The sequence below is a fragment of the Micromonospora sp. DT31 genome, assembly GCF_049841795.1.
Taxonomy (GTDB): Bacteria; Actinomycetota; Actinomycetes; order Mycobacteriales; family Micromonosporaceae; genus Micromonospora.
In genome coordinates, this window is the sequence record NZ_JBNCKZ010000008.1 from 153,206 (window position 1) to 172,101 (window position 18,896).

Consider the following 18,896-nt stretch of genomic DNA (forward strand, 5'->3'; position numbering starts at 1 on the left):
CAAGATAGGTTGGTCGGATGAGCCGACGAGCTTTCACCGCTGCGGCGGGCCTCTACGCGGTAGCGGTGGTGTGCTGCGCGTTGTTCTGGCCCGAGCGGGTTCCGCTGCATTTCGGCTTCGGGTTGGGCGCTGACTCGTACGGGTCCAAGTGGGCCGGTGTGGCCATGGCCGCAGCGATCGGGTTGTCCATGGTCGCGCTGTTCGCCGGCTGCGCCTGGATCGCCGGGCGGATCAACCTGGACCTCGTCAACGTTCGGCACGCGGAGTTCTGGAGGGCGCCCGAGAACGAGGAGCGCCTGCGTCGCATGCTGGCCGACGACATGTACCAGGTGGGCGCGGCAACCCTCGTGCTGATCGCCGGGGTTTTCGGGTTCGTCACCGAGGTCGCCGTCACCGGGCGAGACGAGTTGTCCTGGTGGGTCGTCGTGCTGTTGGCCGGCTATCTCGCCTACCTCGCGGGCTGGACCGGCTGGCTGCTCACTGGCCGTTACCGCGTCGACCGTCCTTAGCGCTTCCGGACGAGGCGTGGCATGGCTCCTACTCGTGGGAATGAGGACCGGAGCCGGCCCGCCGGTCAGTCGGCGGTGCCGGCCGGGGCCACCCACGTCGTCGGCTGGCCCGTGATCGCTGTTATCAGGTCGAAGTCGTCGTCGTAGTGCAGAACCGTCACGCCATGCCGTTCGGCCGTGGCGGCGATCAGCAGGTCGGCCATCGAGAGGGCCCGGTGGTTGCCCTTGTGCAGTGCCTGTACCTGTACGTCGATCGCGCGATCCCAGATGTCGTCCGGCATGGCGAGCCAATCGAAACCGCGAAGCAGCCATCGAGCGCGCTTCGCGTCCTTGGCCGAGCGGGCGCTGTGCACGACCTCGATCTCGATGGCGCCACAAACCGCCAGCAGGCCACGATCGGACAACTCGTCCAGGACCGGCGCCACGGCGGGCTGCGGCCATCGGGCCAGCGCCGACTTGTCGAGGAGGTAGCGCTCCCGCGTCATGCGGCTTCGGGCTTATTCGCCTGCTCCGGGTCGGTGAGGTCCGGCAGGCCGCCGCTCTTGAGCCAGTCGGCGAACTCCCGCCGCTTCTCCCGGTTGACCACTGCCTGAAGCGCGGCGTTGACGGTGGCCTTCTTGGTGCCCGTGCCGAGGATCTCGGCGGCCTCGGCCAGCAGCTCGTCGTCCACATCAAGAATGGTTCGGGACATGTGCGCCTCCTCGGCCGACCGCTCGAACGAGTCGATGATATCAAGTCCGCCGCTTCTTGATATATCCGCGCGTTTGCTCAGGCGGGTCAGCGGCCCGGCCGGGTGGTCGTCACTGCGGCCTGACAAATGTCACGGGCGCAAGGTGACGGCCGCTCCGGGGAACCGGACACGCCACGCCGGAGCATCGTGGGTATGACCGACACCGCACCGGCCGTCGAACTGGCCGGGCTCACCAAGACGTTCGGCCCGGTGACCGCCGTCAACGGGCTCAACCTGCGGATCGCCCCCGGTGAGGTGGTGGCCTTCCTCGGCCCCAACGGCGCCGGCAAGACCACCACGGTGGACATGCTGCTCGGGCTGGCCCGCCCCGACGCCGGCACGGCCCGGCTGTTCGGTGGCGCCCCGGCCGCCGCCGTCCAGCGCGGTCGGGTCGCCGCGGTGATGCAGAGCGGCGGCCTGCTCAAGGATCTCACCGTTGCCGAGACGGTACGGATGACCGCGCACTTCTACGGCCACACCAGCCCGGTCGACTCGGTGCTGGAACGCGCCGGCATCGCCGGTATCGCCGACCGTACGGTGGGCAAGTGCTCGGGCGGCCAGCAGCAGCGGCTGCGGTTCGCGCTGGCGCTGCTGCCCGACCCGGACCTGATGGTGCTCGACGAGCCGACCACCGGCCTGGACGTGGAGGGCCGCCGCAGTTTCTGGCAGGCGATCCGCGCCGACGCCCGCGCCGGCCGGACCGTCCTGTTCGCCACCCACTACCTGGACGAGGCAGACGCGTACGCGGACCGCATCGTGCTGCTGCGGCAGGGGCGCGTGGTCGCCGACGGCACCACCGCCGAGATCAAGAACCTGGCCGCCGGTCGGGTGGTGCGCGCGACCCTGCCCGGCGCCGACGAGGCCGCGCTCGCCGCGCTGCCCGGGGTCCGGTCGGTCGAGGTACGCGGCGACGTGGTCCTGGTGCACAGCGGGGACTCCGATGTGGTGGCCCGGTATCTGATGACCCGGACCGACGCCCGCGACCTGGAGATCACCTCACACAACCTCGAGGACGCGTTCCTCGCCCTGACCGCCTCCGCCCGACCCGGGAGTCAGCCATGACCACCACGACCTCGTCCACCACCACGTCGGGCGCGGTCGACCGCCGACCCCCCGCCCTCGGCGGCTTCTGTCTCCCGGTGCTCGCCATCGAGATCCGTCGGGTGCTGCGCAACCGCCGCACGCTGATGTTCATCCTGATCATGCCGGCGGTCTTCTTCCTGCTGTTCGGGTTGCCCAACCGTGGCGACAAGCTGGACAACGGGCTGCCCGTCACCGGCTGGATCATGATCAGCCTGGGCGTGTACGCGGCGATGGTCGCCACCACCAGCGCCGGTGCCGCCGTCGCCACCGAACGCGCGCTGGGCTGGAGTCGTCAACTCCGCCTGACCCCGCTGCGCCCCGCCGCGTACGTGGCGACAAAGGTGGCCACCGCCATGGTGCTCGGCCTGTTCGGCGTCCTGGTGGAGTTCACCGTCGGCGCCGTGTCCGGCGTCCGGCTGCCGGCGCACGTGTGGGTGGAGTCCGGCCTGACCGCCTGGATCGGCGCGCTTGTCTTCGCCGCGTTCGGCCTGTTCGTCGGCTACCTCGCCCCGGCTGAGAACGTCATGCAGTTCCTGGGCCCGGCGCTGGCCATCCTGGCCATGCTCGGCGGCCTGTTCGTTCCGCTGGAACTGCTGCCCGAGGCGCTGCGGCGGATCGCCGAGGTGACCCCGGTGTACGGCGTCGGCGAGTTGGCCCGCGCGCCCCTGACCGGTGCCGGGGTGAACTGGGTGGCCGTCGGCAACGTGACCGGCTGGACCGCCCTGTTCAGCTTCGGCGCGGTCCGCCTGTTCCGCCGCGACACCACCCGGGTCTGACCGCTAGCGTGTGGCGCGTGACGTCGCCGCCCGGCCCGGTCGCGCGGGTCACCCGCCACTGGCGGTTCACCGGCTGGCTGCTCTCGGCGGTCTGGTTGTTCTTCCTCAACATCCCGTTCACCACCGCGATGCACCAGCCGCAGCTCTGGCGGCGGGCAGTCGGGGTCGGCGCGCTCGTCGTGTTCGCCGCGGCGTACGTGCTGATCTTCCAGTGGGCCCGCGCCCGCAAGCAGCGCAACCTGCCGATCCCGCGCGGCCGGGCACGGCTGCTGGTCGCGGTGCTGCTCGTCCTCGGGCTGGCCGGCATCCCGGGCACCGCCGGCGACTGGCTGACCACACTGGTCTTCGTGGCCACCGCCGGGGTGTTCCTGCTCCCGCCGGTGGAGGCGCTGGTCGTGGTGGCGCTGTCCGCCGCCACCCCGCCGGTGGCCTCGCGCCCCGTGCCGGGCTGGGAGTCGGAGAGCATTGTCGTGTTCGCGGTGCTGCTCGCCTCGTTCGCCATGTTCGGGGTGAGCCGGCTGGCCCAGCGCAACGGCGAACTCCAGGCGGCGCAGCAGGAGATCCGGCGGCTGGCGGTGGCCGAGGAACGCGTCCGTGCCGCCCGGGACCTGCACGACATCCTCGGGCACTCGCTGACCGTGGTGGCGGTCAAGGCGGAGTTGGCCGGGCGGCTGCTGGAGTTGGACCCGGCGCGCGCCGCCACCGAGATCGCCGACGTGGAGCGGCTGGCCCGGGAGGCGCTCGCCGACGTGCGGGGCACCGTCGGCGCGTACCGGGGGGTGGACCTGGCCGCCGAGCTGGCCGGTGCCCGGTCGGCGCTGGCCGCCGCGGGCATCGTCGCGGCGCTGCCGCAGACGACGCCGCCGCTGTCCCCGGACCGGGACGAGCTGTTCGGCTGGGCGGTGCGCGAAGGGGTGACGAACGTGGTGCGGCACAGCGGCGCGCGGCGCTGTGCGGTCCGGGTCGATCCGACGGCGGTGGAGGTGTGCGACGACGGTCGGGGCCCGGCCGACGAGCCGACGTCGGTCGGGCACGGCCTGGTCGGGCTGCGTGAGCGGGCCCGCCGGCTGGACGCGACGGTGACCGTGGCGCGGCCCGACGACGGGCGCGGCTTCCTGCTGCGGGTCGCGTTGCCCGCGCCGGAGAAGGACGGGAGGGTACGCGGGTGACCGATCCGATCCGACTGCTGCTCGCCGACGACCAGGCGCTGGTCCGGGGTGCGCTGGCGGCGTTGCTGTCGCTGGAGCCGGACCTGACCGTGGTGGCGGAGGTGAGCCGGGGTGACGAGGTGGTGCCGGAGGCGTTGCGCACCCGCCCCGACGTGGCGCTGCTCGACGTGGAGATGCCCGGCCTGGACGGGGTGGCCGCCACCGCCGCGCTGCGGGCCGCGCTGCCCACCTGCCGGGTGCTTGTGGTGACCACTTTCGGCCGACCCGGCTACCTGCGGCGGGCGATGGAGGCCGGCGCGAACGGCTTCGTGGTCAAGGACACCCCGGCCCGGCAACTCGCCGACGCGGTCCGCCGGGTGCACGCCGGACTGCGGGTGGTCGACCCGACGCTGGCCGCCGAGACGCTTGCCACCGGGTCGAGCCCGCTCACCGGCCGGGAGACCGAGGTGCTGCGTTCGGCGCGGGGCGGCGGCACGGTGGCCGAGTTGGCGGCGACGCTGCACCTGTCCGAGGGCACGGTCCGCAACCACCTGTCGTCGGCCATCGGCAAGACCGGCGCCCGCAACCGCGCCGACGCCGTCCGGGTCGCCGAGGCCAACGGCTGGCTGCTGGGTTGAGGGGCCGGTAGGCGGTCGACGACCACGAAGCCGGTGCCGGGTTCCAGCTCGGCCAGGGCGAGGAATGCCAGCGGTCGGCCGCCGGGGGCGTCGTACGCGACGACGTCGCGGTCCGGACGCAGCCCTTCGCCCAGCGGGCGGAGGTCGGCCGGGGCGGGGTCGGGCGGGAAGCCGGGCGGCGCCGGGTCGTAGGTGACCACCGGTAGGTCGGCGGGTGCGGGCGCGGCGGGCGGCACCGACTCCACAGGCGACGGCGACTGCCCGGCGTCGGGCGCGGTGGCGTCGGATCCGCCGGTCGGCGGTGCGGCCGCCGGGCCGCCGGTGAGCGCGTGACCGGTCAGCAGCGCGGCGGCGAGCAGCAGCGGTACGCCGAGCGCGGCCAGCAGTCGGGCGGGGGTCCACGGCGCGAAAAACCGGTCGAACAGCACGAAAGCGACTCTAGCCGACCGGGCGTCCCCGGCCGGCGATCGACGGCCCTGGGACGTCCGGCGCGGTGCCGGAACCGGGGCGGCGCGCCCGGCGGGGGGACCGGGCGCACCCGGGGTCAGCTCAGCTTCGCGCCCACGTGGATGGCGATCGCGTCGTGCGCGTTGACCGTGGCGGCGAACCAGCCCGCGGAGTCCACCGTGATCACCGGCCCGCTGCACGAGCCGTTGCGGTAGGTGCCGTGGATGACGTCGCAGTAGCGGCCCGCCGGCAGCCCGGTCTGGTACGACCGCCCGGTCACCGCGCTGTCCTCGTCGTTGACCGTCAGGTAACCCTTGCCGGTGCGGCTGAACGCGATGTGCTGGGAGCCGTTGTCGTACCAGTTGGCGACCCCGGCGCCCTCGGTGGCGTTGCGGAAGCCGACCATGTTGGCGATGACCGGCCAGCGGTGCTCGCACTCCCAGCCGGAGTAGCAGGTGGTGTTCGTGATCCGGTTGCCGCCGTCGGCGGGCGGGCCCTGGTCGCGGTTGCCGAAGGTGAAGCTGGACATCACCGCCGGGGTTCCGTACGGCCAGGCCAGCATGAACGCGTTCGCCAGGGCGTACGTGCCCCGGTCGCGGTAGGTGAGCACACCGCCCTCGCGCTGGGTGTCGTGGTTGTCGGTGAAGACCACCGCCGAGCCGCCGGGCAGGTAGCCCCAGGACTCGCCGAAGTTCCTCAGGTACGCCAGACGCTCGCTGGTGAACATCCGGGCCAGGTCCTTGCCGTACCGGAACTCGTGCACGTCGCCGTTGCCGGTGTACTCGGCGGGCTGGACCGGTTCGCCGGCGCCGTAGATGACCTCCTGCACCAGGTACGTCGAGCGGGACAGCCGACTCTTGATCGCCGCGATGTCGGCGGCCGGCATGTGCTTGCTGCCGTCCAGCCGGAACCCGTCGACGCCCAGGGAGAGCAGGTCGTTGAGGTACGTGGCGAGCCGACCGCGTACGTAGTCCGACTCGGTCTTCAGGTCGGCGAGGTTGACCAGTTCGCAGTTCTGCACCTCGTACCGGTCCCGGTAGTTGGCGATGTCGTTGTTGCCGTTGCGTCCGCAGTAGTGGAAGTCCTGTGCGGAGTAGACACCCGGGTAGGTGTAGTGGCCGTACGAGGTGCCGGCCCAGCCGGTGCCGCCGTTCTCCTGCCCGGACATGTGGTTGACCACGGCGTCGACGAGCACCTTGACGCCGGCGGCGTGGCAGGTGTTCACCATGGACTGGAATTGCGCGCGGGTGCCCTTGCGGGACTCGATCCGGTAGCTGACCGGCTGGTAGGAGACCCACCACGGGCTGCTGTTGACGTGCTCCTGGGGCGGGGACACCTGCACGTAGCCGTATCCGTTGGGGCCGAGCGTGCTGGTGCACTCGTTGGCCACCGACGTCCAGTTCCACTCGAAGAGCTGGACGATGACCTTCTTGGCGCCGGGGGTGGCCGCGGCGGCGGGGGTTGCTGTCGTGGTCGGGGCGAGCAGGCTCGCGGCCAGGCACAGGGCCAGGGCCGCCGCGCGGCTTCGGGTTCGGTGCATCGGGACTCCTGCGGGGGTGGGGGAGCCGGGGGAGGCGTCAGCGCCGGCTTCTTGCAACCGGTACTGAAATTTTGCAGCAAGGTTACGAGCGTGTTGCAAAGGCTGTCAACGTATTCGCATCCGTTGGTGCGTCCGGCGCTACACGCGCGGACGGCCCGGACGGTTCGAGGAACCGGCCGAGAAATTCACCACCGGAGGTGATCCGCCCGGGCCGTCGCTCCGTACCTGAGTGGGAGCAGGGTCGGCCGGTGGGGGCGCGCCGCCGTGAGACGAGCGAGGAGCAGATGGCCCGGGCACAACAGAACGAGAAGGCCACGACGGTCCGGACCACCAGCAGCAGCCGTGGCGCCCGGACCATGTCGAAACCGGCCGTCGCGGCGCTCGGCGCCTCCGCGCTCGGCCTCGCCTGGGCGGGCGTGGAACTGGCCGGCGCCGGAGGCGCCCTGTACGCGTACGGATTCTTCTTCACCGAGTTCTTCGCCGGCGTGATCGCGCTGGTCTCGCTCAGCCTCACCGTGATGCTGGGGCTGATCGCCACCGACCGGCTGGTGCTGCTGATCCGGCACCGGGTGCTGCTCCAGTCGGCGCACCGCGCCACAGGCGTGCTCGGCGTGGCCGGGCTGGCCTTCCACGTTATCACCAAGATCGCCATCGGCCGGGCCGCGCCCACCGACGCGGTGGTCCCGCTCATCGGCGGGCGCGGCCTCTACGTCGGACTGGGCACCGTCGCCGCGCTGCTGATGGTCAGCGTGCTCTGGACCGGCCTGATCCGGGTCCGGTTCGCCGGCGTCGGCCCGAAGTGGCTCTGGCGGGCGCTGCACTCGACGGCCTACGTGTCGTGGCCGTTCGCGCTGCTGCACGGGCTCAACGCGGGCCGCCCGGCCGCCACCTGGGTGTGGCTCAGCTATCTGGCCTGCGTGGTGCTCGTGGTGCTCGCGCTGCTGGTGCGCGTCTCGGTCCACCTGGGCCGGCGCAGCCGGGAACAGCACCAGGCCGCCGCGCTCAACAAGGCGATGGCCGGCCGCGGCGAGGCGCGCACCGGCGTGTTCGCCGCGCTCACCCGCAGGAAGGCCGCCGACAGGGAGGGCAGCGACGGTGGCCGTGGCCGCTGGGCCGAGACCACCACCACCTGGACCGCCCCGGCCGGCACCGCCCGGCGGCGCGACCCCGAGCGGTTCGCCGTACCGGTGGTGCCGGAACCCGGTTCGCTGCGGGAGCCGGTCCGGGCGGCCGCCGCCCGGCGAAGGACCGTCGAGCCGGACGCGCCCGCCCGGCCCGCGCGCACCCGGCAGACGCCGGCCGCCCGGCGCCGCGACCAGGACACGGCCGCCCGGTACTCCGCCCTGGCGGAGAGCGGCGGCCGGCACTCCGCCCCGCCGGACACCGGCGCTCGCCACTCCGCCCCGCCGGACCCTGGCCGGTACGCCCCCGAGGTCGACGTGGCCCGCTACTCGGCGCCGCCCCGACCGGGCGACGAGGCGGAGGAGCCGTGGGACAGCCCGCGCCGCTGGCAGGCCCGCCCGGTCTCCGGCGAGCCGGTCTCGGCCGGCCCGATCTCCGGGACCCCGATCTCGGCGGAGCCGCGCAGCGGAACCAGCCGGCGCTACCGGGACGAGGAGGAGGTGCCGGAGGAGCCGGACTACTGGCGGCCCCCGGCCCGCTACGCCCCCGACGACGCGTTCGTCGACGAAACCCCGACCCTGGTCGACCTCGCCTCCCGCCGCGCGCTGCGGGCCGGCAAGGACAGCCGGTCCAGCCGCCGCAAACGCGCCGATGCCGATGCCGTGGACAGCGCGTACTGGGCCGGGCTGCGGGGCGAGGCCCGGTGATGCGGACGACCGTCCCGCCGGTCGCCTGCGTCGGCGAACCCCGCCTGACCGCCGGGTTCGCCGAGTTCGGCCGGCTCGACCTGTTCGCCCACGAGGACGTGCACGGCCCGATCGGCCCGATGGAACCGGCGGCGCTGCTGCGGCTCGTCGAGGCGATCGACCTCAAGGGCAAGGGCGGCGCCGGCTTCCCGTTCGCCCGCAAGCTGCGCGCGGTGCTGGAATCCTGCGAGCGACAGGACCTCGCCGCGGTGGTGGTGGTCAACGCCACCGAGGGGGAGCCGGCCAGTTGGAAGGACAAGGTGCTGCTCACCCGCGCCCCGCACCTCGTCCTGGACGGCGCGGCGCTGGCCGCGTTCGCGCTCGACGCCGAGGAGATCGTCATCGGGGTGGCCGACGACGGCGTGGGCCGCCCGTCGCTGACCGACGCGTTGCAGGAGCGGCGGATGCCGGTGCCGACCACCATCGTCACGGTGCCGCACCGGTTCATCTCCGGTGAGGGCGGCGCGCTTGTCAACGGCATCAACGGCCTGCCGCACATCCCGCCCGGCACGAAGAAGCGCTCCAGCGACTCCGGCGTCGGCGGCCTGCCGACCCTGCTGTCCAACGCCGAGACGTACGCCCAACTCGCCGTCGCCGCCCGGATCGGCCCGTACGAGTACGCCGCGCTCGGCACCGACGACGAGCCGGGCACGGTGCTGCTCACGGTCACCGGTGCGGCGAAGCGCCCGGCGGTGGTGGAATGCGCGGCCGGCACCCCGCTGCGTGAGATCCTCGACCTCTGCGAGGTGCCACCGGGACCGGGCATCCTGATGGGCGGCTACCACGGCAAGTGGATCACCGCGGAGGCCGCGGACCGGGCCGAGGTGTCCCGCAAGGGGCTCGCCGCGGTCGGCGGCACGCTCGGCGCCGGAATCATCGTGCCGCTCGGCGCGGACACCTGCCCGCTCGGCGAGGCCGCCCAGGTGGTGCGCTACCTGGCCGGCGAGTCCGCCGGGCAGTGCGGCCCGTGCAAGATGGGCCTGCCCGACCTGGCCCGTTCCGTCGACCTCGCGGTCTCCGGCAGCGCCCCGGTCGAACTGGTCCGGGCCGCCGCCGGGGACGTGAAGGGGCGCGGCGCGTGCAGTCACCCGGACGGGACCGCCCGGTTCGCGCTGTCCGCCATGGAGGTCTTCGCCGACGACCTGCGCCTGCACGCCACGGGCGAGGGCTGCGGCAAACGGGTCAAGGGGATGGTGGGCCTGCCCGGCGCGCCGGACGCCAACCCGCAGAAGCTGACGCTGGACTGGTCCCGCTGCGACGGCCACGGGCTGTGCGCGCACGTGGTGCCGGACTTCATCCGGCTCGACGGCAACGGCTACCCGGCGTTCCCGCCGACCCCGGTGCCGACCTGGCTGCGCGAGGGCGCGCTCAAGGCGGTCAAGGTCTGCCCCGAACTGGCGCTGCGCCTGGTCCGCTCCGAGTAACCTCGGCCTCCGCCCAGCCCTCGGCCTCCGCCCAGCCCTCGGCCTCCGCCCAGCCCTCGGCCTCCGCCCAGCCCTCCCCGCGATCCTGAGTGCACGATCGCGGGGAGGGGCGGGCGGGGAGGGTCAGCGCGTCGGGGTGAGGCGGTCGGTGCCCAGCTTGTCGCGGAGCACCTCGGGGACCACGACCGAACCGTCGGGCTGCTGGCACTGCTCCAGAATGGCCGGGAACAGCCGGCTGGTGGCCAGCGCCGAACCGTTCAGCGTGTGCACGAAGCGGGTCTGCTTGGCACCCGGCTCGCGATAGCGGATGGCCGCGCGGCGAGCCTGGTAGTCGCCGGCCCAGGACACCGACGACACCTCCTTGTACTTGCCGGTGCTCGGCATCCACACCTCGATGTCGAGTGTCTTGCGCATCGACGCGCTGGCGTCGCTGGCAGCCAGCAGGCTGGTCTGGAAGTGCAGGCCGAGCTTGCCGACCAGGCCCTCGACGTGCGACACCATCGCCTCCAGCGCCGCGCCGGCCTGCTCCGGCAGCGTGAACTGGAAGACCTCCACCTTGTTGAACTGGTGGCCGCGTACCGTGCCGCGCTCGTCGGAGTGCGAGCCGGCCGCCTCCCGGCGGTAGCACGGGGTGTACGCGAACGCCTTCAGCGGCAGCCTCGGCGTCTCCAGGATCTCGTCCTGGTAGGCACCGAGGATCGCCGTCTCCGCGGTGGGCAGCAGGAACTGGCCGCGCGAGGACGACTGGTTGTCGATGTGGTAGACGTCGTCGTGGAACTTCGGGAACTGCCCGGCGGCGAAACCGGCGCTGTCCAGCAGCAGGTGCGGCGGGAGCAGGAACTCGTACCCGGCCTGGATGTTCTGCTCGATCAGCCAGTTGACCAGGGCCCACTCCAGTCGGGCGCCCAGTCCGGTGTACATCCAGAAGCCCGAGCCGCCGAGCTTCACGCCCCGCTCGTGGTCGACCAGGCCGAGCGCGCGGCTCAGCTCCACGTGGTCGCGTACCTTCTCGATGGCCGGCGCGTCGCCGAACGTCCGCACCACCCGGTTGGCCTCCTTGCCCCCGGCGACCACGTCGTCGGCGGGCAGGTTGGGCAGCTCGCTCATCGCCGAGCGGAGCCGGGACTGCACCTCGTCGAGCTGGGACTCCAGCTCCGCGAGCTGCTTACGCTCGGCCTCCGGGGCGACCGGCTGCGGCGTGCCGCCGGACCGCTTCGCCTCCGCGTACGCGCGCGCCTCGGCCTTGCGGCGCTGCCGCTCGGCGTCGATCTCCGTGATCAGGGCGCGCCGCTCCTGGTCGAGCCGCTGGATGTCGTCCAGCGCCCGGGTGACCTCGGCGGGATCCAGACGCTTCGCCAGCGCGGTCGCCACCGCCTCGCGATCCTTCCGGATCAACTCCATGTCGAGCATGCTGCTCGTACGCCTCCGTCCAGGCAGTCGGGTGGGACCCACAGATGCTACCGTCGCGCCCCCGCCCACCCGGCCCGGCCCGCGCAGCCCGCCGCTCGGGGGCCCCTTTCGGTGACGGTGCGTGATGGTGGCGCCGTCTGCGGGCGGTGCTCACGGTCCGTCACCGGGGGTTGGTGCCGGCGCTGCGCTGGCTCCGCGCGCGAGCGCGGTGACCTGGTCAATCTCGCGGATCCGCTCCCCGGCTGACATGCCTCTCCGGCGCCTTTGCTCTGCAGCCACCGGCGCAGCGTTCGACGGAGCGTCAGCGCTGCGCGGATGGCTGCAGAGCAAAGTCCGCACGGGGTGACGCAGTCGGGAGGCGGCGGGGCGTCACGCACGGTCACGAAGTGCTGTCGCAGCGGCGTGCCGGAAGCCGGCGAGCGCGACCGTCAGAGGCGTACCGGCATCAGGACGGAGAAGGCGTGCGCATCGTCGGTCCGCCGCACCGCCAGCGGGGTGATCGGGCCGTCCAGTTCCAGCACGAGCTGGCCGTCACCGGACCCCAGCGCGTCCAGCAGGTACTCCCGGTTCACCGCCACCCGAAGCGCATCCGACCCGTCCGTGCCGTCCGTGCCGCCCGCGCCGTCCGTGCCGCCTGCGCCGCCCGAGCCGTTCGGGTCGACCAGGCGCAGCTCGCCGCGGCCGTCCAGGCCGAGCGCCACCACCTCGTGCTCGACGCCCTCGTGCGCGCGGCGGCAGACCGGGACGCCGTCGGCGGTGAGCGCCGCGCGCAACGCCGCGCCGTCGAACGGGATCCGGTACGCGGGCGCGTCGCCGAGCTGCGTCCGCAGCAGCCGGCGGTAGTCCGGGAAGTCGTACGGCAGGGTGCCGGTGCTCAGCGGGGCACCGGCGACCGAGAACGTCACCCGGTCCGCGGCGACGACGACCGTCACGGTGGCCTCGCCGCCGCCCAGCCGCGCGCGCAGTTCGTCGACCGCGGCCACCGGCAGCAGCGCGGCCACCGGCGGTCCGTCGACGGTGGCGCCGACCCACGCCGTGGCCAGCCGGAAGCGGTCGGTGGCGAACAGGTGTACACCGCCCGGCTCGACCTCCAGCAGGACACCGGAGAGCACCGGCAGGTCCGGGTCGGCGCCGACGGCGAAGCGTACGGCGTCCACGGCGGCGGCCAGGTCGGCGCGGGACAGGACGAGGTGGGTGGTCACGGTGGTCTCCTCCGGGTCGAGCAGGCTGCGGATCCGGGAGAGCTCGCGACGGGCGTCGGCCAGGCCGTCCTCCAGCCGGCGCAGGTGCGCGTCCAGCAGGCGGTGCACCTCGCCTGGGCGGTGCCGGTGCCGCAACGCCTCGGCGATCCCGGCCAGCGGCATGCCGACCCGGCGCAGCCCGGCCACCAGGCGGGCCGGGGCCACCTGGTCCCCGGCGTACCAGCGGTAGCCGGTCACCGGGTCCACCCGGGCCGGGGCCAGCACACCGCAGCGGTCGTAGAACCGCAGGGCGCTCACCGTCAACCCGCTGGCCCGCGCCAACTCGCCGATGCTGCGAAGCTCGCTCTCCACGGCCGTCATCCTGTGGCCTCGACCGGGTCGAGGGTCAACATCAGCCGGGCAGGGTTCGGAACGTCATCCCGGCGCGCACCAGCCGCTCCAGCAGCGCGTCACCCATCGCGGTGACCGGCGTGACCTGCCCGGCGGTCTCCGGCAGGTCGTCGAAGGCCAGGCAGAGCGCCGACTCGGCGAGCATCTTGGCCGTCTCGTCGTAGCCGGGGTCGCCGCCGGCCACCTCGGTCAGCACCCGCCGGCCGGCGCCGGTGCCCACGAACCGCACCCGGAACCAGGACTTCGCCCGCTGGTCGGCGCTCGGCCCCTGCCCGGAGGCGAGCCGGCCGAGCAGCCACCGCCGGGTCGGCGGCAGCTTCACCAACCCCACCACGCCGGCCAGACCGACCCCGGCGACCAGCACCGTGGGCAGCCGCTTCATCGCCGCGAAGTGCCGGTAGCGGAAGTCCGGGCCGTACTCCGGGCGGGCCGCCGCGGACCGGCGGACGACCTGCGGGTCGATGGTGGGCAGCGGCACCGCCCACTGGCCGAGTTCGGCCACCCGACCGACCTTGCCGGGCACCGCGCGGACCCGCCGCCCGTCCGGCGAGGGCTCGACCGCGCGGCGGGCCCGCGCCGCCCGGCTCATCTCACCGGTACGGGAGAACGCGGTCAACGCCGAGTGGTACGTCCCGGCGGAGAACCGGCCGCCGGCCCGCACGTAACCGTCCACGGTGATCGGTCCGTCCGCCGGGAGCTGCTTCACCGTGTACCAGACGCCCAGGTCGTGCGGGATCGAATCGAAGCCGCAGGCGTGCACCAGTCGCGCGCCGGTGCGTACCGCCTCGGCGTGGTGGCGCACGTACATCAGGTCGACGAACTCCGGCTCCCCGGTGATGTCCAGATAGTCGGTGCCGGCCGCGGCGCAGGCGGCGACGAGTGGCTCGCCGTGGTGCACGTACGGGCCGACGGTGGTGGCCACCACGCGGGCGCACTGCGCCACCGCGCGCAGCGACTCCGGGTCGGTCACGTCCGCGGTGAGCAGGGGCAGCTCGGCCAGGGCCGGGTCGATGGCGGCGAGCCGGTCCCGCACGGCGGCCAGCTTGTCCGGGTTGCGGCCGGCCACCGCCCACCGCAACCGCTGCGGCGCGTGCCGGGCGAGGTATTCGGCGGTCAGTCCGCCGGTGAAGCCGGTGGCGCCGAACAGGACGAGGTCGTACGGACGGTCTGCGCGCATCAGCCGAGTGTGCCACCGATGACGTCACCCATCACGGGGTGAAGACCACGCGCACGCAGCCGTCGACCCGGTCGCGGAACAACGCGTACCCGTCGGCGCCCCGTGCCAGCGGCATCCGGTGGGTGGCCAGATGCTCGGTGACCAGCTCGCCGCGGGCCATCCGGTCCAGCAGCGCCGGGATCGCGGTCGCGCCCCGCCGCCCGCCGCGCACCACCAGCCCCTTGTCGGTGACCGCGCCGAGCGGGAACCGGTCCACGAAGCCGGGCCGGGCGTCGAGGACCACCACGGTGCCGCCCTTGCGGCAGGCGTGCACCGCCTCGCGCAACGCCACCCCGTCCGGGCTGCCCCCCGGCCATGCCGGGGCGGTCGGCAGCCCGGACGCGTCGACGCACACGTCCGGCCCTCGCCCGCCGCTGCGTTCCCGCAGCTCCGCGAGCACGTCCACGTACCGGTGGTGGAGGGCCTCGACCCCGTCGTGCCGGGCCACCATGCGCAGCCGGTCGTCCTGGTCGTCGACCACGATCACCCGGCTCGCGCCGCGGGCCACCGCCGCACCGGCGGTGAGCTGGCCGACCGCGCCGGCCCCCCACACCGCCACCACATCGCCCGGGCTCACCTCGCCCAGCTCGGCGCCGTACCAGCCGGCCGGGGCGGCGTCCGCCGCGAACACCGCCCGGTCGTCACCGACCGTGTCGGGTACGGCGAACGCGCCCACGTCGGCGTACGGCACCCGGACGAACTCGGCGTGCCCGCCGGCGAAACCGCCGAGCCGGGCCGGCCGCCCGTAGCCGCCGGCGACGGGTTGCCCCCACTCCGGCTCGGCCGCCACCGCGCTGGTGCCGTTGTCGCAGCAGGCCAGCATGCCCTGGCGGCAGAACCAGCACGCGCCGCAGGCCACCGCCGAGCCGACCACCACCCGGTCGGAGACCCGGTGCCGGCGCACCTCCGCACCGACCTCGACCACCTCGCCGAGGAACTCCCGGCCCAGCACCTCCCCGGGGGTCGCCTCGGGGACCTGCCCGCCCAGCAGCGGCAGGTCCGCGCCGCAGGTGACGCTGCGGCGCACCCGGACGATCATGTCCTGGGCGTTGCGCAGCTCCGGGTCGGGGACGTGGCCCACCTCCACCGCACCCGGTCCGGCCCAGCACAGCGCCCTCATCCGGCTGGCCCCGGCCGGTCGTGCGGCGGTCGGTCGGCCCGCAGCACCTCGCCGGTCTCCAGCAGTTGCTTGGTCTCCCGCAGCACCCGCCGCAGGAACCGGCCCGGGTCGTCACCGACGAGGTGCGCGGCCAGTCCGGGAAGCGCCGGCTCCCCGCCGAGCGGGCGTACCGCCAGCTCGGTGCCCCGTCCGCCGGGCGCCGGTCGGGCCCACACCTCCACGCCGCCGGCGAGCCGGCGCAGCGGCTCGGGCCATCGTCCGCCCGGGAGTACCCGCTCGGGCGGGCCGGTCACGGTCACCACCTGCCACCGGCCCGGCCGGGGATCGGCGCCGGCCCGCGGCGACCGCCGTCGGGCCAGGGCCCGCGCGCCGCCGGTGGCGAGCGCCCGCGCGCCCCCGGCCAGCCGTCCCGTTCGCACCACCCGACCTCCCACGGTCCCGGCGCCTCGGGCGGCCGGAAGTGCCCGGCCAGCCGCCCGCGTGCGTCCAGGGTGCCGGCGGTGCGGGTGAGCCGGGTTCGCCCGGAAGGGGTGAACCCGGCCGGTCCGGGTAACCGCTGCCCGCACCGACGGGGGAGGGGCGCATGCAGGAGGCCGACCAGGCCCGGATCGTCGCGAGCGGCACCACGGAGGTCACCGGCACGCCGGTCACCGCCGGCACCGGCGCGACCGGGGCCTCCACCGGCGCGCTGCCGGGCGGTCCGCCGCTGCTGGCTTCCCGGTTGGCCCCGCCCGCCCCGCCCGAGCCGGTGCTGCTGCGCCCCCGCCTGGTGGACCGGGTGGCGCGGGGCGCCGAGGGGCCGGTGACGCTGCTCCTGGCCCCGGCTGGCTGGGGCAAGACGACACTGCTGTCCGTCTGGGCGCGGGCGGAGCGGAACGGACCCGCGGCGGCCTGGGTGACGGTGGGCGGCGGACAGACCACGGGGCGGCTCTGGAGTTACCTGTCGGCCGCCCTGCGCGCGGCCGTCGCCGGTGACCGGGACGAGGGTCCGCCGCCGGTGCCCGACGGCCCGCCCCGGCCGGACCAGCTCGAGGCGCTCGCCGTCGCGCTCGCCGCGCGGGAACGCCCGGTGCTGCTGGTCCTGGACGACCTGCACCGGGTCGCCGAACCGGCGGCCCTGGCGGGCCTGGAGTTCCTGCTGCGGCACGCCGGCGGGCGGTTGCGCCTGGTGGCCGGCGCGCGCGGCGAGTCGCCGCTGGCGCTGCACCACTGGCGGTTGACAGGCGGGTTGACGGTGATCGGGCCGGACGAGTTGGCGTTCACCGCCGACGAGGTGGCCGACCTGCTCGTCGCGCACGGTGTGGCGGTGCCGGCCGAGGCGGTGCCCCGGCTCGCCGAGCGCACCGCCGGTTGGCCCGCCGGGCTGCGGTTCGCCGCGCTGGGCGCCGGGACCGACCCGGCGTACGGGGTGCCGCGGTTCGCCGGTGACCGGCCGGACATCGCCGCGTACCTGCGCGACGAGGTGCTCGCGCCGCTGGGCGCGGCGGCCCGCGACGTGCTGCGCCGCACGTCGGTGGCGGACGCGGCCCGCGCCGACCTGGCCGTCGCGGTGACCGGGCGGCCCGACGCCGGCCACCTGCTGGCCGACGCTGCCCGGAGCAGTGGCTTCGTCGAGTCCGACGGCGGCGTCCCGCCCTGGTACCGGCCGCATCCGCTGTTGGCCGACGTGCTCCGCGAGGAGGTCGACCGGCTGCCCGCAGGCGAGTTGCGCGAGCTGCACCGGCGGGCGGCCGGCTGGTACGCGACGCAGGACCGGCCGGCGGAGGCGCTGCGGCACGCGCTGGCGGCCCACGGGTGGTCCGACGCCACCGACCTGTTCGTCACCGGCTGGCCCGAGCTGGCACCGGACGGGTCCTCGGCCACGCCGGTCCCGCCCGAGCCGCCGGACGAGGCGGTGCGCCGGGAGCCGGAGCTGGCGTTGGCCGCGGCGGCCGAACGCGCGTACGCCGGGCAGCCGGCCGCCGCCGAGGCGCAGGTGCGGCGGGCGCTCGCCCACGCCGCCGGTCTGCCCGCGCCGCGCCGCGACCGGTTCCGGCGGCTGGTCGCGGCCGTCGAGCTGAGCCTGGCCCGGCTCGACGGGGACCACGGGGCGGTGCGCCGGGCCGCCGACCGGCTGCTCGCCACCGCCCCCGGCCCGGCCGGTGCGCGGGTGCCCGATCCGCCGGGCGACCGGGCGACCCCGGACGTGGCCGACGGCGTGGTCGCGCCCGATCCGCGCGCCGGGCTGGTCGAGTACGACGACGTGTGGGCGGTGGCCGGCGCCGCGCAAGGGCTCGTCGCGCTCGCCGAGGGGGACCTGCCCACCGCCCGGTCGCGGTTCGCGGCGGCGCTGGTGGCGGCGCGGCGAGCCGGCCGCGGCCGTGTCGAACTGTGCTGTGCCAGCCGCTTCGCGCTGCTGGAGGCCGCCCGGGGCCGGTTGCGGGCGGCCGAGGAACTCGCCCGGTCCGCGCTGGCATCGCCGCACTGCCAGGGTTGGGCGGGGGCGTCCGCCCGCGGCCACGCGTACCTGGCGTTGACGCTGGTGGCCTGGCACCGGGACGAGCCGGCGGAGGCCGCGGCCCACCTGGCGCTCGCCGGGCCGGCCGGCGCGGAGCCGGGCGGCGCGGCGTTCGTCGCGCTCTGCCGGGGCGGGTTGCTGGCCGACGGTGGGGACGCGGCGGCGGCGGTGCACATCCTCGCCGGGGCGCGGGCGCTCGCGCCGGGCCGGGAGGTGGGCGGCTGGCTCACCGCCGCGGAGGCCCAGGTCCGCGCCGCGGCCGGCGACGCGCACGGTGCGTGGGCGCTGCTCGACGCGACGGGCGACGCCGGGTCACCGACGTCGGCGCTGGCGTCGGCCCGGTTGCGTCTGGCCGCCGGTGACGCCGGCGCGGCCGGGCGGGCGCTGCCGGACTGGACCGCCCCGGAGGCGGCCGACTGGCCGCTGCCGGTGCGGCTGGGCGCCGGTCTGCTCGACGCCGCGCTGGCCGCCGCCGGTGGGGACGCCCGGCGGGCCGGGCGGCTGTTGGAGGAGGTGCTGACGCTCGCCGAGCCGGAGGGCTGCCGGCGGGTCTTCACCCGGGCCGACCCCGGGGTACGCGACCTGCTCGCCGCGCACCTGGACGCCGGCACGGCGTACTGGACGACGGTGCGCGACCTGGTCCGGGACGCGGACACGCGCCGGTCCGACCCGCGGCAGGACGGCCCGGTGCCGGCGCTCGACGAGCCGCTCACCGAGCGGGAGTTGACGATTCTGCGCTATCTGCAGAGCATCCTGTCGAACGTGGAGATCGCCGCCGAGCTGTCCCTGTCGGTCAACACGGTCAAGACGCACGTGCGCAACATCTACCGCAAGCTGAACGCGGGCCGTCGGCGTGAGGCCGTCCGGCGGGCCCGCGAGCTGCGGCTGATCTGATCCG

The 18,896-nt window shown here is 74.9% G+C and carries 17 protein-coding genes; 9 read left to right on the forward strand and 8 right to left on the reverse strand.

The window, feature by feature from the left end; genetic code table 11:
• The first annotated feature begins 17 nt into the window (after window positions 1–17).
• Window positions 18–509 carry a DUF1648 domain-containing protein gene (locus ACLQ2X_RS16130; protein ID WP_425681835.1) on the forward strand — a complete coding sequence of 164 codons (492 nt, stop codon included), beginning with the start codon at window positions 18–20 and terminating at the stop codon, window positions 507–509.
• Window positions 510–574: 65 nt separating this feature from the next.
• Here ACLQ2X_RS16130 and ACLQ2X_RS16135 read toward each other — a convergent pair whose 3' ends face one another.
• Both ACLQ2X_RS16135 and ACLQ2X_RS16140 read right to left on the reverse strand, forming a co-directional pair.
• Complete coding sequence (locus ACLQ2X_RS16135; protein ID WP_425681836.1) at window positions 575–994, reverse strand: PIN domain nuclease; 420 nt, start codon at window positions 992–994, stop codon at window positions 575–577.
• A complete protein-coding gene (locus ACLQ2X_RS16140) occupies window positions 991–1,200 on the reverse strand; it encodes a type II toxin-antitoxin system VapB family antitoxin (protein WP_425681837.1) in 210 nt (69 codons plus the stop codon). The genes ACLQ2X_RS16135 and ACLQ2X_RS16140 overlap by 4 nt, the downstream gene beginning before the upstream one ends.
• Before the next feature lie 192 nt (window positions 1,201–1,392).
• Here ACLQ2X_RS16140 and ACLQ2X_RS16145 point away from each other — a divergent pair, with 192 nt between their 5' ends.
• The 5 genes from ACLQ2X_RS16145 to ACLQ2X_RS16165 all read left to right on the forward strand — a co-directional run bounded on the left by ACLQ2X_RS16145 (window position 1,393) and on the right by ACLQ2X_RS16165 (window position 5,217).
• A complete protein-coding gene (locus tag ACLQ2X_RS16145) occupies window positions 1,393–2,301 on the forward strand; it encodes an ABC transporter ATP-binding protein (protein ID WP_425681838.1) in 909 nt (302 codons plus the stop codon).
• On the forward strand, window positions 2,298–3,098 hold the full coding sequence (locus ACLQ2X_RS16150) for an ABC transporter permease (RefSeq protein WP_425681839.1): 801 nt from the start codon (window positions 2,298–2,300) through the stop codon (window positions 3,096–3,098). Before ACLQ2X_RS16145 ends, ACLQ2X_RS16150 begins: the two co-directional genes overlap by 4 nt.
• 17 nt (window positions 3,099–3,115) lie before the next feature.
• Entirely contained in the window at window positions 3,116–4,267 is a 1,152-nt protein-coding gene (locus tag ACLQ2X_RS16155; RefSeq protein WP_425681840.1) for a sensor histidine kinase, read from the forward strand.
• Window positions 4,264–4,884, forward strand: coding sequence for a response regulator (locus tag ACLQ2X_RS16160; protein WP_425681841.1), 621 nt, complete (start codon window positions 4,264–4,266; stop codon window positions 4,882–4,884). Before ACLQ2X_RS16155 ends, ACLQ2X_RS16160 begins: the two co-directional genes overlap by 4 nt.
• 192 nt (window positions 4,885–5,076) lie before the next feature.
• Window positions 5,077–5,217, forward strand: coding sequence for a hypothetical protein (locus ACLQ2X_RS16165; protein WP_425681842.1), 141 nt, complete (start codon window positions 5,077–5,079; stop codon window positions 5,215–5,217).
• Window positions 5,218–5,428: 211 nt separating this feature from the next.
• Here the strand turns inward: ACLQ2X_RS16165 and ACLQ2X_RS16170 are convergent, their stop codons facing one another.
• Window positions 5,429–6,871, reverse strand: coding sequence for an alpha-amylase (locus ACLQ2X_RS16170; RefSeq protein WP_425681843.1), 1,443 nt, complete (start codon window positions 6,869–6,871; stop codon window positions 5,429–5,431).
• 248 nt (window positions 6,872–7,119) lie between these two features.
• Here ACLQ2X_RS16170 and ACLQ2X_RS16175 point away from each other — a divergent pair, with 248 nt between their 5' ends.
• Window positions 7,120–8,700 carry a hypothetical protein gene (locus tag ACLQ2X_RS16175; protein ID WP_425681844.1) on the forward strand — a complete coding sequence of 527 codons (1,581 nt, stop codon included), beginning with the start codon at window positions 7,120–7,122 and terminating at the stop codon, window positions 8,698–8,700.
• A complete protein-coding gene (locus tag ACLQ2X_RS16180; RefSeq protein WP_425681845.1) occupies window positions 8,697–10,163 on the forward strand; it encodes an NADH-ubiquinone oxidoreductase-F iron-sulfur binding region domain-containing protein in 1,467 nt (488 codons plus the stop codon). Before ACLQ2X_RS16175 ends, ACLQ2X_RS16180 begins: the two co-directional genes overlap by 4 nt.
• A 123-nt stretch (window positions 10,164–10,286) precedes the next feature.
• On the opposite strand, the gene serS is transcribed toward ACLQ2X_RS16180, so the two are convergent.
• The 5 genes from serS to ACLQ2X_RS16205 all read right to left on the reverse strand — a co-directional run bounded on the left by serS (window position 10,287) and on the right by ACLQ2X_RS16205 (window position 15,923).
• Window positions 10,287–11,573 (reverse strand): serine--tRNA ligase, encoded by a 1,287-nt coding sequence (gene serS / locus ACLQ2X_RS16185; RefSeq protein ID WP_425681846.1) that lies wholly within the window; start codon window positions 11,571–11,573, stop codon window positions 10,287–10,289.
• Window positions 11,574–12,001: 428 nt separating this feature from the next.
• A complete protein-coding gene (locus ACLQ2X_RS16190; protein WP_425681847.1) occupies window positions 12,002–13,135 on the reverse strand; it encodes a MerR family transcriptional regulator in 1,134 nt (377 codons plus the stop codon).
• A 31-nt stretch (window positions 13,136–13,166) separates the two neighbouring features.
• Entirely contained in the window at window positions 13,167–14,342 is a 1,176-nt protein-coding gene (locus ACLQ2X_RS16195) for a saccharopine dehydrogenase family protein (RefSeq protein ID WP_425681848.1), read from the reverse strand.
• Window positions 14,343–14,373: 31 nt separating this feature from the next.
• Window positions 14,374–15,501: an alcohol dehydrogenase catalytic domain-containing protein gene (locus ACLQ2X_RS16200; RefSeq protein WP_425681849.1), complete on the reverse strand. Its 1,128-nt coding sequence runs from the start codon at window positions 15,499–15,501 to the stop codon at window positions 14,374–14,376.
• Window positions 15,498–15,923, reverse strand: coding sequence for a hypothetical protein (locus tag ACLQ2X_RS16205; protein WP_425681850.1), 426 nt, complete (start codon window positions 15,921–15,923; stop codon window positions 15,498–15,500). Before ACLQ2X_RS16205 ends, ACLQ2X_RS16200 begins: the two co-directional genes overlap by 4 nt.
• 161 nt (window positions 15,924–16,084) lie before the next feature.
• Between ACLQ2X_RS16205 and ACLQ2X_RS16210 the strand changes: the two genes are divergently transcribed.
• Window positions 16,085–18,892 carry a LuxR C-terminal-related transcriptional regulator gene (locus tag ACLQ2X_RS16210; RefSeq protein ID WP_425681851.1) on the forward strand — a complete coding sequence of 936 codons (2,808 nt, stop codon included), beginning with the start codon at window positions 16,085–16,087 and terminating at the stop codon, window positions 18,890–18,892.
• Window positions 18,893–18,896: the final 4 nt, after the last annotated feature.